This window comes from Methylophilus glucosoxydans (assembly GCF_042676145.1).
GTDB lineage: Bacteria > Pseudomonadota > Gammaproteobacteria > Burkholderiales > Methylophilaceae > Methylophilus > Methylophilus glucosoxydans.
The window spans coordinates 1,448,197-1,462,204 of record NZ_JBHTJW010000002.1; the positions used below are offsets into that span (position 1 = coordinate 1,448,197).

A 14,008-nucleotide genomic window follows, 5' to 3' on the forward strand; every position below is an offset into this window, starting at 1 on the left:
ACTGATGCTGTTTGAAAATATGAAAGAAAGCACCTCCTTACAGCTGGTCGTCCCTAGCAACCTTGGCGGGCAGCGCCTGGACCTGGCCTTGCAGCAGATGTTGCCAGACCATTCTCGCAGCCGCCTGCAAGCCTGGATTAAAGAAGGTCTGGTCTTGCTCGATGGTAAGGCGCCCACGGCCAAAACCAAGGTATGGGGAGGCGAGCGACTGGTAGTGACTCCCCCTAAAAATGCGCAGGACAATGCGTTTGAGCCAGAAGACATTGCACTGGATGTCGTATACGAAGACGATGCGCTGATCATTATTAACAAGCCTGCTGGTCTGGTAGTGCATCCGGCGGCCGGCAACTGGAGCGGCACCTTGCTCAATGCTTTGTTGTTTCACTGGCCGGCGCTCAAAGAGGTGCCACGTGCCGGTATTGTGCACCGGCTGGACAAGGATACCAGCGGTTTGCTGGTGGTTGCGAAAACGCTGGAAGCACAGACCAGCCTGGTGCGTCAATTGCAGGCGCGCACGGTTAAACGTGAGTACCGGGCCATCGTTTGGGGCCAGTTGTGGCGTAATGGTAAGGTGGATCAGCCGATAGGCCGCCATCCGCACCACAGAACCAAAATGGCGGTGGTGCGACGAGGTAAAACCGCCATCACGCATTACGAGATCCTTGAGCGGTTTGGCACCAATACCTATTTGCGCTGCAACCTGGAAACCGGTCGTACCCACCAGATCCGCGTGCATTTGCAGCATCTGAAAGCGCCTATGGTCGGTGATCCGCTGTATGGCATAGGCAATATTATTCCGCACAAGATGATGACGCCGGAATTGCGTGAGGTCATCGGCAATTTCAAGCGTCAGGCCTTGCATGCGATCAAGCTCGGCTTGATTCATCCGGTGACGAATGCGCCCATGGAATGGCAGATTGAGCTTGCTGATGACATGCGTGAACTATTAGACGCTATGCGCACGACCGACTTGCCCGATGAGCCGCTGGCGCCTGTCGATTTCAATGTGGATGAAAACGGCTTGTTCATTGGTGAAGATGACGAAGACTGGGGCGATGAAGATTTTGACGAAGATCTCGATGCTGAGCTGGATGAGGATGCCTGGGATGAAGAAGGCGAAGAGGATGAGGCATAATGGCTGATTTGCCTGTTATTTTGCCTGATTGGCCCGCGCCTGCTTGCGTGAAGGCTTTGCAAACCACACGTCTTGGCGGTGTTAGTCAGGGCAGCTATGCCAGTCTGAACCTGGGGGATCATGTGAAGGATTTGCCTCAGCATGTGGCGGCCAACAGACAATTACTGAGTCCTTATTTGCCGAGTGAGCCGGTGTGGCTTAACCAGGTGCATGGGGTGCGCGTAATTGATGCTGCGTTATCTTCATGTCTGGAAAGCGCAGATGCCAGTTTTAGCACCCGCAAACAGGTGGTCTGCGTCACCATGACCGCCGATTGCCTGCCAGTATTACTCTGTGATCAGGCGGGGAGTGTGGTGGCGGCTGTGCATGCTGGTTGGCGCAGTTTGTGTGACGGGGTGATAGAAGCGACGGTAAAAGCCATGCCGGTTGAGCCCGCCACGCTCATGGCCTGGTTAGGTCCGGCCATTGGCCCGCAAGCGTTTGAAGTGGGGAGTGAAGTGCGCGCGCAATTTATGGCGCAAGATGCGCAGGCAGAACATGCATTTCAGGCGCATGGTGAAAAATGGCTGGGAGACTTGTATGCGATTGCGCGACAACGGCTTTCCAGGCTAGGAGTGACGCAGGTCTATGGCGGTGGACGCTGTACTTATGGTGAGCCAGAGACGTTTTTCAGCTTTAGGCGTGATGGCGATACCGGGCGTATGGCCAGCTTGATTTGGCTGGAGTAGTGTATTTCGCCATAGTGGATGCAGCGTCAGGCACGAACGTATTGGATCCTCACGAGGATTGATACGCTGGATTATGTGAATATTGCGCTATTGCAAGCTGGTTGATAGAGATTGATCTCTGAGTGCTCTCTGGCTCAACCCAATATATTATTTAAATAATGAAAAAACATCTGATTTTTGACCTCGATGGCACGCTCATCGATTCCGCACCCAGTATTCTGCATTGTTTTGAGTTGGCTTTTCGTTCGACCAATACGCCACTCAGGATGGCGTTAGGCAATGAGGTGATTGGCCCGCCGCTCATGGAAACGCTTAAACGGCTGTCTGGCAGCGAAGATGCGGCTGTGTTGAATACCTTGGCCGCAGCTTTCAAGCAGCATTATGACAGCACGGGTTATCAGCAGTCAGTGGTATTTGATGGTGTTCCGGCCATGCTGCAGCAACTCAAGGCAGAGGGCTATGCGCTGTATATTGCGACCAATAAACGCTTTGATCCGACTGAAAAAATCATGGCCTATCTGGGCTGGCAGGACTTTTTTGCGGGCGTCTATGCACTGGATTATTTCAGCCCGGCATTGAAGTCTAAGGCGCATATGATAGGGCGCGTGGTCGCCGAGCATGATTTAAAAATTCAGGATTGCCTCTATATCGGCGACCGTCTTGAAGATGGCCAGTCGGCCGAGGCCAACCTGATGGACTTCGTGCTGGTGACCTGGGGCTATGCCGGCGATGTGGCCTTGCGTCAACCGCATTGGCAGTGCTGCGACGCTGTGCCTGACTTGCCTGCCCTGGTGGCCGGGCTATGCGTGGATAATGCCTTATGATGAAAAGATTGCGCGCCAGACGGCACCCGGCAAATACACCGGGGGAGGTGAGTGCTACGCGTAGTACATTGCGCGCCTGGCCACAAATGGTATTGTTCGCGGTGGCTTTGCTTTGCTTGTTTTTACTGGGGCAGCATTTCCATTGGGATACGCGGGTACTGGCGGCGGTCACACTGTTGTTCGGCCTGTTGTCAGGGTTGCTGGTGTGGCTGGTCGGCGTGATCGGTCTGGTGCCATTGATTGGCCCCTTCATTGTCAAGGTGCTCAGCTTTGGCTTTATCTGGCTGCTCAATGCCGTAGGTTACCTGATGTCTTACATTGCCATTCGTCGTGGTTACTCACGGGATGTGTTGACCTACCGCGGATTGACCATGGCCTTGCTGATCGGCATTGTGATTGGCTACATCATTGCGCAGTTTATTTGAGTCAGGTGACCTGGCATCTGCACGCGTTAACTAATTGTTTATGCTTTGTTTTTTTGATAACTCACGTATAATGCGCGGCTTCCTTTAATCACTCGGCATGCTTGCTTTGACCCCTTTGTTGACTGATATTTCGCCTTTTACCGGCATGATGCTGGCCTGTTTGCTAGGGGGCGTGCTCAGTGTGTGTGTCGCAGCCCTGTTTGCGCTCAATGCTCAAAAGCATTGGGTGCCTTTGTTGGTGAGTTATGCGATTGGCGCTTTGCTGGCCGCGGTGTTTCTTGAGATTTTGCCGCACGCGATTGAAAGCAGCCCCAATATCGAGGCAATGACCGGTACCATGCTGTTTGGCGTGCTACTGTTTTTTACGCTGGAAAAACTGGTGCTGTGGCGGCATTGTCATGGCGAGCACTGTGAAATACATGCCATGCATGACGAGGCCCATTGCCCCGAGTTACATCCAGGCCAGCCTGCTACCAAAAAGCCGCAAGGCGCAATCAAGTTCAGATTGCCCGCGGCGCAGCCTAGCCAGATGATAGGGCATCCTCATTTACATGGTCACGCGCACGGCCATGATGGTGGCCGCAGTGGTTTGATGATCATGGTAGGCGATACCTTTCACAATTTTGTTGATGGCATCCTGATCTGCGCGGCATTTATGGTGGATATGCAGGTGGGCGTAGTGACTGCACTGGCGATTATCGCCCATGAGATTCCGCAGGAAGTCGGCGACTTTCTGATTTTGTTACATTCCGGTTACAGTAAACAAAAAGCCTTTTTGTTCAATATCGGCTCCAGCCTGGCCACCGTGCTTGGCGGTATCATTGCGTATTTTGCGCTGCATGCGGTGCAGCACTGGGTGCCATATATCTTGAGTCTTGCCGCAGCCAGCATGCTCTATGTGGCGGTGGCGGATCTGATTCCAGGCTTGCACAAGCGTACTGCATTGCGCGATACCATGAATCAGTTATTGTTAATTGTGTTGGGGGTGGCTTCAGTTGCCCTGACCAAATGGTTGGTAGAAGGTTAAGAGGGAAGCATCATGCAAAGTTCACCTAAAGTTGGTTTCGTCTCATTGGGTTGCCCCAAAGCAGGCTCCGATTCCGAGCGTATCCTGACCCAATTGCGGGCCGAAGGCTATGAAATCAGCAACAGTTACGAGCAGTCTGACCTGGTGGTGGTGAATACCTGTGGTTTTATTGACTCTGCGGTGCAAGAGTCGCTGGATGCGATTGGCGAGGCGCTCAACAAAAACGGCAAGGTGATTGTGACCGGTTGCCTGGGTGCGAAAAAAGACGTGGTCACGGACGCACACCCCAGCGTGTTGGCCGTGACTGGCCCGCATGCCCTGGAAGAGGTGATGGGGCATGTACATACACACCTGCCCAAACCGCACGATCCCTACACCGACCTGGTGCCGCCGCAAGGCATTCGTCTCACGCCCAAGCATTATGCTTACCTTAAAATTTCCGAAGGCTGTAACCACCGTTGTAGTTTCTGCATTATCCCCAGCATGCGCGGCGACTTGGTCAGCCGTCCGATTGGTGACGTGCTCAATGAGGCTGAGAGCTTGGTGAATGCTGGTGTCTCCGAAATTTTGGTCATTTCGCAGGATACCTCTGCCTATGGCGTGGACATGAAATTCCGCAAAGGCTTCTGGAACGGCAGGCCAGTTAGAACGCACATGACCGAACTCAGTAAAGCCTTGGGCGAGCTGGGCGTTTGGGTGCGCTTGCACTATGTGTATCCCTACCCACATGTTGATGACGTGATCCCATTGATGGCAGACGGGGCGATTTTGCCGTACCTGGATGTGCCGTTCCAACATGCCAGCCCGGCGGTGCTTAAAGCCATGAAGCGTCCGGCCAGCAGTGAAAACAATCTGGCCCGGATCAAGGCCTGGCGTGAGATTTGCCCGGAAATCGCTATCCGTAGTACCTTTATTGTCGGCTTCCCCGGCGAGACTGAAGATGACTTTAAAATGCTGCTCGACTTTATGGAAGAAGCGCAGCTGGACCGCGTCGGCTGCTTTGCCTATTCGGCAGTGGATGGGGCTACGGCCAACCATTTGCCTAATCCGGTGGCTGAAGAAATCAAACAGGAGCGCCTGAGCCGCTTTATGGAAGTGCAAGAGCGCATTAGTGCCGCCAAGGTGGCGGCTAAAATCGGCAGCCTGCAAACCGTGCTAGTGGATGAACTCACTGAAGATGACGATGGAAACATCATCGGTATTGCCCGTACCAAGGCAGATGCGCCCGAAATTGATGGCATTGTTTATCTACAAGATGCAGATGGCTTGAACCCGGGTGATTTTGTGGATGTACAGATTATCGATGCGCAAGGCCATGATTTGATCGGGGCGCCACCGGAGTTTTAGGGCTGCTAGGCCAAGGCGTTAATTCAGGCCACTTTAAATCAGACAGGTTTTTAAGTGCATCGCTTTAATGGTGGTCAATCAGCGTTGAGAGAAAAAGGTTGACGCGTTTCAGCTTGGGCAGGCAACGGCCTAGCCTATCGTCTTTTTAAATGGCGAGCTGTGGCCGTTCGCTATCCGCGCGTTCAGCAAAAATATCCGTGGTAAACGGACAGCGTGTGAGCTTGGTGGCCGCATTTTTTTTGCGTTTGTTGGCCTGTTGCAAGTTGACGTAAGGTGTTTGACTCAGGCGGATGTAGCCGGATTGCAGCAGCTTGCCGGCTGTGGTCTCAAACTGACTGAGTGGATTGTCCATATTTTGCAAGGTGATGCCCTGTTTGTGAACAGCCAGCACGTGATACAAGACGGCAATGTGGCCATCGGCGTCTGGCTTGCCATAGAGCTCGCCTACATGAATTTCCAAGTTTGTATCTAATGGCGCAGTTTGCATACGCGCATCTTAGCGTGATTTTAAACCAGCTTCAATGCGTCCTCTGCGCCCACGGCTTCAATCTTAACCAGACTAAACACGGTGTTGACAGGCGGCATGTTAAAATGCACGCCTGTTTTAATTTCAAGAGTCATCATGCAAGCTGTTAAAACCCGTTTTGCCCCCAGTCCTACCGGTTATCTGCATATTGGCGGTGCGCGTACCGCCTTGTTCTCATGGGCGTATGCCAAGCGCCATGGCGGCAAGTTTATTTTGCGTATTGAAGATACGGATGTTGCACGCTCCACGCCGGAAGCCGTGCAGGCCATTCTGGATGGCATGGCCTGGTTGCAGCTGGATCATGACGAAGGCCCGTTTTACCAGATGCAGCGCATGGAGACTTACAAAAAAATGATCCAGCAGATGCTGGATGCTGGCCATGCTTATTATTGCTATTGCAGCAAAGAAGAGCTGGATGCCTTGCGTGAAAGCCAGATGCAGCAGGGTTTGAAGCCGCGTTACGATGGCCGCTGGCGGCCTGAGCCCGATAAAGTGTTGCCTGAGCCGCCTAAGGATGTGCCACCGGTCGTGCGTTTCAAAAACCCGACCGAAGGCGTGGTGGCCTGGGAGGATATGGTCAAGGGTCGCATTGAGATTGCCAATGCCGAGCTGGATGACCTGATTATTGCGCGGGCTGACGGTACGCCAACCTATAACTTCTGTGTGGTGGTGGATGACTGGGAAATGGGCGTTACGCAAGTAATTCGCGGCGATGATCATGTCAACAACACTCCGCGCCAGATCAATATGCTCAAGGCACTGGGTGCACAGGTGCCGCAGTATGCGCACTTGTCCATGATTTTGGGCGATGATGGTCAGAAGCTGTCCAAGCGCCATGGTGCCGTGAGCGTCATGCAATACCATGAAGACGGTTATTTGCGTGAGGCGGTACTCAACTACCTGGCGCGCCTGGGCTGGTCGCATGGCGATGATGAAGTGTTCAGCATGGCGCAGTTCTGTGAGTGGTTTGATCTGGACCATATCACGCCGTCCGCCGCACAGTTCAATACTGAAAAACTCAACTGGCTCAATGCGCATTACATTAAAACCTTGCCCTTGGAGCGAATTGCCGATGAAGTCAAACCCCGTTTGACTGCATTAGGCGTCACAGAAACACAGTCGCCAGATTTGCTGGCAGTATTGAATTTATACCGTGAGCGTGCCAATAACCTCAATCAACTGGCCAGGGAAATTGCCTTCTTCTACCAGATGCCTGAAATCAACGAGGCGGATAAAACCAAACATGTGTTGCCGGAAACCGCCGGCTATATCGAACTTTTTTTAGAAAAAACTCAAGATTCTGACTGGACTGCCGATATGCTTCACGATGCGCTAAATCAGGTGGTCACTGAGCAGCAGATCAAGTTCCCCAAGCTGGCGATGCCTTTGCGGGTAGCTTTGATCGGCATAGCACAGTCGCCTAGCATTGATCAGGTGATGTCAATTCTGGGTAAAGAGGCATGTCTGCAGCGCATCCGCGCTTTATTTCCAAAAAAGTAAAGCGCGGGGATTGAAAAAGGAACAAATTAGTACAATCATAGTCACTATGAGGGATTGGTGTTCAAGATAATAAAACTCCAATACGATTAAAACAAACAAGGAGCAATTCCATGAATAATAAAGGCCAAATGCTGCAAGATCCGTTTTTGAATGCACTCAGAAAAGAGCACGTTCAAGTGTCCATTTACCTGGTAAACGGCATTAAATTGCAAGGGCAGGTCGATTCTTTTGATCAATATGTCATTTTGTTAAAAAACACCGTGACACAAATGGTGTACAAGCACGCCATTTCCACCATCGTTCCTGCACGTCCAGTCAGCCTCGGATCGCACGACGCCGCACAAGAATCTTAATGCATGTTTGATAGACCAAGCGGCGGAGATGCCGTCGTTCTGGTCAGCGTCAACTTTGGTGATGCTGACTACGCAGAAAGTTTGCAAGAACTCCGCCACCTGGCCGGAACTGCTGGCCTCAATATCTCAGCGACGCTGGAAGGCAAGCGTCATGCGCCTGATCCCAAATACTTTATCGGCTCTGGCAAGGCAGATGAGTTAAAGGCCTTGATGGCCGCCTATCACAGCAAAGTCGCGGCTTTCAATCACGACTTGAGCCCCTCGCAACAGCGCAACCTTGAAAAGTTGCTTGAAGCACGTGTGGTAGACCGCACCGGCCTGATTCTGGATATCTTTGCCCAACGTGCGCAATCGCACGAAGGTAAGCTGCAAGTCGAGCTTGCCCAACTGGAGCATTTGTCTACGCGGTTGGTGCGTGGCTGGACCCACCTTGAACGACAAAAGGGCGGGATTGGCGTGCGAGGCGGCCCTGGTGAAACCCAGCTCGAGCTGGACAGACGCATGCTGCGCGTGCGAGTCAAGCAGTTGCGTGAAAAGCTGGATAAACTCAAGCAGCAACGTGGCATGCAACGCCGTGCGCGCAAACGCTCCAACCTGATGACCGTGTCTCTGGTCGGCTATACCAACGCGGGTAAATCCACCTTGTTTAATCGCCTGACACACTCGGGTGTCTATGCGGCGGATCAGCTGTTTGCCACACTGGATACCACCTCTCGTAAAATGCACCTGCCGGAAGGTTATCCGGTGGTGTTGTCAGATACGGTCGGCTTTATCAAGCATTTGCCTACGACTTTGATTGAAGCCTTTGGTGCTACGCTTGAAGAGGCCGCGCAGGCCGATTTATTACTGCATGTGGTTGATGTGGCCAGCCCGAACCGTGATGCGCAAATCGAACAAGTCAATATCGTATTGAACGAGATTGGTGCTGCTAGGGTCCCACAGATTCTGGTGCTTAACCAGATTGACCGCATGGGCATGCCGCCCGGAATCGACCGCGACGAGTATGGTAATATCCGAACTGTTCGTGTGTCAGCCAGGGATGGCATAGGCATAGAGGATTTACGCCAGGCGCTGTTAGAGCATCAGCAATACCTGAAAAAACTCAGCACCGAAGAAAGTGCTTACGTTTAAAAAGATCAAAACATACGGAGTACACGCATGAAAAAATTTCCAGGCTTTTGGAATAAAAACAATGAAGGCCCGCCCGATCTAGACGAGGTGTTCAAGGATTTAAATCAAAAGCTGAACCGGTTATTTGGCAACAATAAAGGCGGGCAGGGTGGTCCGCGTGGATTAGCACCTGCGCCACAATCCTTGCCAGTGGCCCCGATTTTAGGGTTGGTGGCGCTGATCTGGCTGGGCTCTGGCTTTTATATTGTTGATCAGGGCTCTCGCGGTGTGGTGTTACGTTTTGGCAAACATGTGGAAACCACCATGCCTGGCCCGCGCTGGCATTTGCCATTTCCGATTGAGACCGTGGAAAACGTGAACCTCGAGCAGGTGCGTACCATTGAAATGGGCTACCGTTCTTATGAGGGCGAATCTGGCCGTAGCAAAGAGCTGAAAGAGTCTTTAATGTTGACCGATGATGAAAACATTATTGATTTGCAGGTGGCTGTGCAATACAACCTGAAGTCGGTGGAAGATTATCAGTTTAGCAACCGCTCCACAGAAGAAAGCGTGCGTGGTGTGGCAGAAACAGCCATCCGCGAAGTGGTAGGCAAGAGCAAGATGGACTTCGTGCTGTATGAAGGCCGGGATGATGTGGCTGCTAAAGCGAAAAAACTCATGCAGGACATGCTGGACAGATATCAATCCGGCGTCAATATTGTTAACGTCACCATGCAGAATGCACAGCCGCCAGAACAGGTACAGGCGGCATTTGATGATGCAGTCAAGGCCAAGCAGGATCTGGAACGCCAGAAAAATGAAGGTCAGGCCTATGCCAATGATGTGATTCCTAAAGCACGCGGTACGGCGTCGCGGTTGGCCGAAGAGGCCGCGGGTTACAAGCTGCGGGTGGAGAACGAAGCCAAGGGCAATGCAGACCGTTTCGAGCAGATTCTGGCGCAGTACAACAAAGCGCCTGAAGTGACCCGCCAGCGTTTGTATCTGGATACGCAGGAACATATTTTGGCCAATACCAGCAAAGTGCTGGTTGATCAGAAAAATGGCAACAGCATGCTGTATTTGCCACTGGATAAACTCATGAGCATGAGTGGTGCAGGCAGTAATGCCGCAGCTGGGTCTGCCGTCCCGGCGGATAAGCCAGCCATCGAGCCACCGGCTGACGCGAGTGTGCTAGACCGCTCCAGGGATGCCATGCGTAGTCGTGATCGCGAATATCGCTAGTCTGCCCCTCAAGGAAAATACATGATGAGAAATATTGGAAGTTTGTTAATTGGGGTGTTTGTCTTGCTGGTCTTGGTGACATCATCAGCATATACGGTCGATCAGCGTGAATATGCGCTGGTCTTCCGTCTGGGCGAAATTGTCTCGGTGAAAAAAGACCCTGGTCTTTATTTCAAGATGCCTATGGTGGAGAACATCCGCTATTACGACAAGCGTATTCTGACGCTGAACTGGGAAGAGCCAGACCGCTTTATCACCAGTGAAAAGAAAAACGTACTGGTGGATTCGTTTGTGAAATGGCGGATTATCGACCCGGCCAAATACTACGTTTCTGTGCGTGGCGATGAAGTGCAGGCCGAGCGTCGTTTGTCGCAGATGGTCAATGACGGCTTGCGCGCTGAGTTTGGTAAACACACCATCCACGATGTCGTCTCTGGCGAGCGTTCGCAGATCATGGAAATCCTGCGTCAGCGTGCAGACAAGGAAAGCCGTCAAATGGGCATCCAGATTATGGACGTGCGCTTGCGCCGCGTAGACTTGCCGAAAGAAGTCAGCGAATCCGTGTATCAACGCATGGAGGCCGAGCGTAAATCGGTGGCCAATGAGTTGCGCTCACAAGGTGCAGCGGCGGCAGAAAAAATTCGTGCCGATGCTGACAAGCAGCGTGAAGTGATTATTGCCGAAGCCTATCGCGATGCGCAGAAAATTAAAGGCGAGGGCGATGCCAAAGCCTCAGAAGTCTATGCACAGGCGTTTGGTAAAAATCCTGAGTTTTATGCCTTCTACCGCAGCCAGGAAGCTTACAAAAACAGCTTCAAGAGCAAGTCTGACGTGATGGTGATTGACCAAAGTTCAGACTTCTTCAAATACATGCGTAGCAGCGGTAAAAAGTAATACTTGCGCCATGAACTGGTGGTGGAGTGTGCTGGGCGGCGTGTTGCTGATTGAAGGCTTGATGCCGCTGTTATTGACCAAAGCCTGGCGCAATACTTTTGAGCGAATGCTACAACTGCGGGATGGTCAAATCCGTTTCATTGGCTTTATTTCCATGCTGTTTGGTTTGTTCATTCTCTGGTTAAATCGTTAACGGGTGAATGTCACCAAGCTGATATGGTTAAGCGTTTTAAAAAAAGCACACCTTGCGTGTGCTTTTTTGTTTGGATTTTAACGGAGTGCAAGGCTGACGCGACTTGCTGGCAGGTTGCTAAAGCCGTGCTTTAGGCAGGGGTTTGCAGGTATAATGGCGGGATGCATAATTGGTTACTCCCTGAATATATTGAAGATGTGCTGCCTGCTGAAGCAGCACGGCTTGAGTCCTACCGTCGGCAACTGCTGGATTTGTTCCGTGTCCATGGCTACCAGTATGTGATGCCGCCCATGATGGAATATGTTGAATCCCTGCTCACCGGGACCGGTCACGATCTGGATATCGCCACCTTTAAAGTGGTAGATCAACTGACCGGGCGCTTGATGGGCTTGCGCGCTGATACGACGCCACAGGCCGCGCGCATTGATGCGCATATGCTCAATCATGCCGGTGTCTCGCGCTTGTGTTATGCCGGGACCGTTTTGAGAACCAAGCCGGATGGCCTGGCGCGCACTCGTGAGCCTTTGCAACTCGGGGCAGAATTGTATGGTCATGCCGGCATTGCCAGCGATATTGAAGTGCAGCGGCTGATGGTCAAAGCCTTGCAGTTGTTAGGCATGCAAACCTTGTTTGTGGACCTGAGTCATGCAGCGATTTTCGCCAGCCTGTCGCATACCGCGCAATTGGGCCTGCCGCAAGAACAAGCCCTGCAAGCGGCTTTGCAAGCCAAAGACATTTCATTGGTAGAGCAACTGGTGGTGAATCTGCCCGAAAAATCCAGGCAAGCTTTTATTGCCCTGGCCCAACTCAATGGTGGCATTGAGGTGTTGGATCAGGCGCGTGAAGTATTGCCTGACTCAGAAGAGATTGAACAGGCTTTGCTTGAGTTGGAGGCAGTCGCGAAAGCGCTTGGTGATCGTAATGTGACGGTGACCATTGATTTAAGTGAGTTGCGTGGATATCACTACCATAGCGGCATCGTCTTCGCGGCCTATGCCAAAGGCTATGCTGGTCCCATTGCACTGGGTGGCCGCTATGATGAGGTGGGGGCTGCCTTTGGCCGGGCACGTCCGGCGACAGGCTTTAGCCTGGATCTGCGTGGTGCTTTACTCGCCTTGGGCCCTGCGACCATGGACAAAGGGATTTTGGCGCCTGCAACGCAGGATGCTGACTTGGTGGCCCTGATAGAGACCTTACGCGCGCAAGGTCAGGTGGTGGTTGAAGCCTTGCCTGATGCGCAGGTGGATTATTCTGAATTGGCCTGTGACCGTCTGTTGCAAAAGGTGGATGGTCGCTGGCAAGTGGTGGCTGTGTAATACGCCGCCTCTTTAAATTTGTATAGACAAGATATTGATTGAACATGACACAATTTAAGCAAGCAAAGAACGTCGTTGTGATTGGCACCCAATGGGGCGACGAAGGTAAAGGTAAAATTGTTGACTGGCTGACCGACCATGCGCAAGGCGTGGTGCGTTTTCAGGGTGGTCACAATGCGGGTCATACCCTGGTCGTCGGCCAAGGGGATGCGCAAAAAGTCTACAAGTTAAACCTGGTGCCTTCTGGTATTGTGCGCGATGGCGTCAATTGCTATATCGGCAATGGCGTGGTGCTGGATACCACTCATTTGCTGCATGAGATTTCCACGCTGGAACAAGGCGGGCTCGATGTTAAAAACCGGCTCAAAGTCAGTCCTGGCTGTCCATTGATTTTGTCTCATCACGTTGCGGTTGATTTGGCACGTGAAGCCAAGCGCAGCGCCGAGAAAAAAATTGGCACTACAGGCAAGGGCATTGGCCCTGCCTATGAAGACAAGGTCGCACGCCGCGCCTTGCGTGTCTATGATTTGTTCCACCCTGAGCGCTTCGCCGAAAAGCTGCGCGAAGTCATGGATTATCACAATTTTGTATTGACCAATTATCTGGGGGCTGCTGCGGTAGATTTCCAGCAGCAATACGATGCTAGCATGCAGCACGCTGTGGCGTTGAAGCCGATGGTGGCTGATATTTCTGCGGCGTTATATGAAGCCAATGCCCGTGGCGAACACTTGTTGTTTGAAGGCGCACAAGGCACCTTGCTGGATGTGGATCATGGCACTTACCCCTATGTGACTTCCAGCAACTGTATCGCTGGCCAAGCCTCAGCAGGGACAGGTGTTGGTGCCAACATGCTGCACTATGTGCTTGGTATTACCAAAGCCTACACGACGCGTGTGGGTGGCGGCCCCTTCCCAAGCGAGCTGGATATTGAAACAGAAGGCGCACCAGGTTACCAGATGTCTCACAAGGGACAGGAAATCGGGACTGTGACCAAACGTAAACGCCGCTGTGGCTGGTTTGATGCTGCAGCCTTGCGTCGCTCTGCGCGAATCAATGGCTTGACTGGCTTGTGTATCACCAAGCTGGATGTGCTGGATGGCATAGAGTCACTGGATATTTGCACGGGTTACAAGCTGGATGGCAAAGTGGTTGATATGCTGCCGGTCGGTGCGGATGACGTCGCCCGTTGCGAGCCGATTTATGAAACCGTGCCAGGCTGGAGCGAAACCACCTTCGGTGTCAAAACCTGGGATGCATTACCCAAAAATGCCCAGCATTACCTCAAGCGACTGGAAGCGGTCTGTGGCGTGCCAATTGCCATTGTCTCCACTGGCCCGGAGCGGGATGAAACCATCGTGTTGCAACATCCTTTCGCCTGAGCAAGGTGA

The 14,008-nt window shown here is 52.4% G+C and carries 15 protein-coding genes; 14 read left to right on the plus strand and 1 reads right to left on the minus strand.

The window, feature by feature from the left end:
* Positions 1–4: 4 nt before the first annotated feature.
* From rluD to rimO, 6 genes are all read left to right on the plus strand, one after another.
* Positions 5–1,135 (plus strand): 23S rRNA pseudouridine(1911/1915/1917) synthase RluD, encoded by a 1,131-nt coding sequence (gene rluD, locus ACFQ1T_RS09615; RefSeq protein ID WP_379076012.1) that lies wholly within the window; start codon positions 5–7, stop codon positions 1,133–1,135.
* A complete protein-coding gene (pgeF, locus tag ACFQ1T_RS09620) occupies positions 1,135–1,863 on the plus strand; it encodes a peptidoglycan editing factor PgeF (protein WP_379076016.1) in 729 nt (242 codons plus the stop codon). Before rluD ends, pgeF begins: the two co-directional genes overlap by 1 nt.
* Before the next feature lie 158 nt (positions 1,864–2,021).
* Complete coding sequence (locus ACFQ1T_RS09625; protein WP_379076019.1) at positions 2,022–2,687, plus strand: HAD family hydrolase; 666 nt, start codon at positions 2,022–2,024, stop codon at positions 2,685–2,687.
* A complete protein-coding gene (locus ACFQ1T_RS09630; RefSeq protein ID WP_379076022.1) occupies positions 2,684–3,112 on the plus strand; it encodes a hypothetical protein in 429 nt (142 codons plus the stop codon). The genes ACFQ1T_RS09625 and ACFQ1T_RS09630 overlap by 4 nt, the downstream gene beginning before the upstream one ends.
* A gap of 97 nt (positions 3,113–3,209) precedes the next feature.
* Positions 3,210–4,139, plus strand: a complete 930-nt coding sequence (locus tag ACFQ1T_RS09635; RefSeq protein WP_379076025.1) for a ZIP family metal transporter — start codon at positions 3,210–3,212, stop codon at positions 4,137–4,139.
* Between the two features lie 12 nt (positions 4,140–4,151).
* Positions 4,152–5,486: a 30S ribosomal protein S12 methylthiotransferase RimO gene (gene rimO / locus ACFQ1T_RS09640; protein ID WP_379076028.1), complete on the plus strand. Its 1,335-nt coding sequence runs from the start codon at positions 4,152–4,154 to the stop codon at positions 5,484–5,486.
* Between the two features lie 145 nt (positions 5,487–5,631).
* Here rimO and ACFQ1T_RS09645 read toward each other — a convergent pair whose 3' ends face one another.
* Complete coding sequence (locus ACFQ1T_RS09645; protein ID WP_275355430.1) at positions 5,632–5,973, minus strand: hypothetical protein; 342 nt, start codon at positions 5,971–5,973, stop codon at positions 5,632–5,634.
* Between the two features lie 135 nt (positions 5,974–6,108).
* On the opposite strand from ACFQ1T_RS09645, the gene gltX reads away from it, so the two are divergent.
* From gltX to ACFQ1T_RS09685, 8 genes are all read left to right on the plus strand, one after another.
* Positions 6,109–7,512: a glutamate--tRNA ligase gene (gene gltX, locus ACFQ1T_RS09650; RefSeq protein WP_379076032.1), complete on the plus strand. Its 1,404-nt coding sequence runs from the start codon at positions 6,109–6,111 to the stop codon at positions 7,510–7,512.
* A gap of 110 nt (positions 7,513–7,622) precedes the next feature.
* Positions 7,623–7,865, plus strand: a complete 243-nt coding sequence (gene hfq, locus ACFQ1T_RS09655; RefSeq protein ID WP_194747747.1) for an RNA chaperone Hfq — start codon at positions 7,623–7,625, stop codon at positions 7,863–7,865.
* A 3-nt stretch (positions 7,866–7,868) separates the two neighbouring features.
* Positions 7,869–8,996 carry a GTPase HflX gene (gene hflX / locus ACFQ1T_RS09660; protein WP_313987771.1) on the plus strand — a complete coding sequence of 376 codons (1,128 nt, stop codon included), beginning with the start codon at positions 7,869–7,871 and terminating at the stop codon, positions 8,994–8,996.
* A 27-nt stretch (positions 8,997–9,023) separates the two neighbouring features.
* Positions 9,024–10,217 (plus strand): FtsH protease activity modulator HflK, encoded by a 1,194-nt coding sequence (gene hflK / locus ACFQ1T_RS09665; protein WP_379076036.1) that lies wholly within the window; start codon positions 9,024–9,026, stop codon positions 10,215–10,217.
* 24 nt (positions 10,218–10,241) lie between these two features.
* Complete coding sequence (gene hflC / locus ACFQ1T_RS09670) at positions 10,242–11,111, plus strand: protease modulator HflC (protein WP_194748434.1); 870 nt, start codon at positions 10,242–10,244, stop codon at positions 11,109–11,111.
* A 10-nt stretch (positions 11,112–11,121) separates the two neighbouring features.
* The gene (locus ACFQ1T_RS09675; RefSeq protein WP_194747741.1) at positions 11,122–11,304 is read left to right on the plus strand and encodes a DUF2065 domain-containing protein; all 183 of its coding nucleotides are present in this window, start codon (positions 11,122–11,124) and stop codon (positions 11,302–11,304) included.
* A 161-nt stretch (positions 11,305–11,465) separates the two neighbouring features.
* Positions 11,466–12,620, plus strand: coding sequence for an ATP phosphoribosyltransferase regulatory subunit (locus ACFQ1T_RS09680; RefSeq protein ID WP_194747740.1), 1,155 nt, complete (start codon positions 11,466–11,468; stop codon positions 12,618–12,620).
* A 44-nt stretch (positions 12,621–12,664) separates the two neighbouring features.
* Positions 12,665–13,999, plus strand: coding sequence for an adenylosuccinate synthase (locus ACFQ1T_RS09685; protein WP_194747738.1), 1,335 nt, complete (start codon positions 12,665–12,667; stop codon positions 13,997–13,999).
* Positions 14,000–14,008: the final 9 nt, after the last annotated feature.

Excerpts from the sequence above, each read along its gene's own strand:
- gltX (WP_379076032.1), top strand. The coding sequence starts at position 6,109 with ATGCAAGCTGTTAAAACCCGTTTTGCCCCCAGTCCTACCGGTTATCTG.
- rimO (WP_379076028.1), top strand. The coding sequence starts at position 4,152 with ATGCAAAGTTCACCTAAAGTTGGTTTCGTCTCATTGGGTTGCCCCAAA.
- ACFQ1T_RS09685 (WP_194747738.1), top strand. The coding sequence starts at position 12,665 with ATGACACAATTTAAGCAAGCAAAGAACGTCGTTGTGATTGGCACCCAA.
- hflC (WP_194748434.1), top strand. The coding sequence starts at position 10,242 with ATGAGAAATATTGGAAGTTTGTTAATTGGGGTGTTTGTCTTGCTGGTC.
- pgeF (WP_379076016.1), top strand. The coding sequence starts at position 1,135 with ATGGCTGATTTGCCTGTTATTTTGCCTGATTGGCCCGCGCCTGCTTGC.
- hflX (WP_313987771.1), top strand. The coding sequence starts at position 7,869 with ATGTTTGATAGACCAAGCGGCGGAGATGCCGTCGTTCTGGTCAGCGTC.
- ACFQ1T_RS09645 (WP_275355430.1), bottom strand. The coding sequence starts at position 5,973 with ATGCAAACTGCGCCATTAGATACAAACTTGGAAATTCATGTAGGCGAG.
- ACFQ1T_RS09675 (WP_194747741.1), top strand. The coding sequence starts at position 11,122 with ATGAACTGGTGGTGGAGTGTGCTGGGCGGCGTGTTGCTGATTGAAGGC.
- ACFQ1T_RS09635 (WP_379076025.1), top strand. The coding sequence starts at position 3,210 with ATGCTTGCTTTGACCCCTTTGTTGACTGATATTTCGCCTTTTACCGGC.
- rluD (WP_379076012.1), top strand. The coding sequence starts at position 5 with ATGCTGTTTGAAAATATGAAAGAAAGCACCTCCTTACAGCTGGTCGTC.
- ACFQ1T_RS09630 (WP_379076022.1), top strand. The coding sequence starts at position 2,684 with ATGATGAAAAGATTGCGCGCCAGACGGCACCCGGCAAATACACCGGGG.
- hfq (WP_194747747.1), top strand. The coding sequence starts at position 7,623 with ATGAATAATAAAGGCCAAATGCTGCAAGATCCGTTTTTGAATGCACTC.
- ACFQ1T_RS09625 (WP_379076019.1), top strand. The coding sequence starts at position 2,022 with ATGAAAAAACATCTGATTTTTGACCTCGATGGCACGCTCATCGATTCC.
- hflK (WP_379076036.1), top strand. The coding sequence starts at position 9,024 with ATGAAAAAATTTCCAGGCTTTTGGAATAAAAACAATGAAGGCCCGCCC.
- ACFQ1T_RS09680 (WP_194747740.1), top strand. The coding sequence starts at position 11,466 with ATGCATAATTGGTTACTCCCTGAATATATTGAAGATGTGCTGCCTGCT.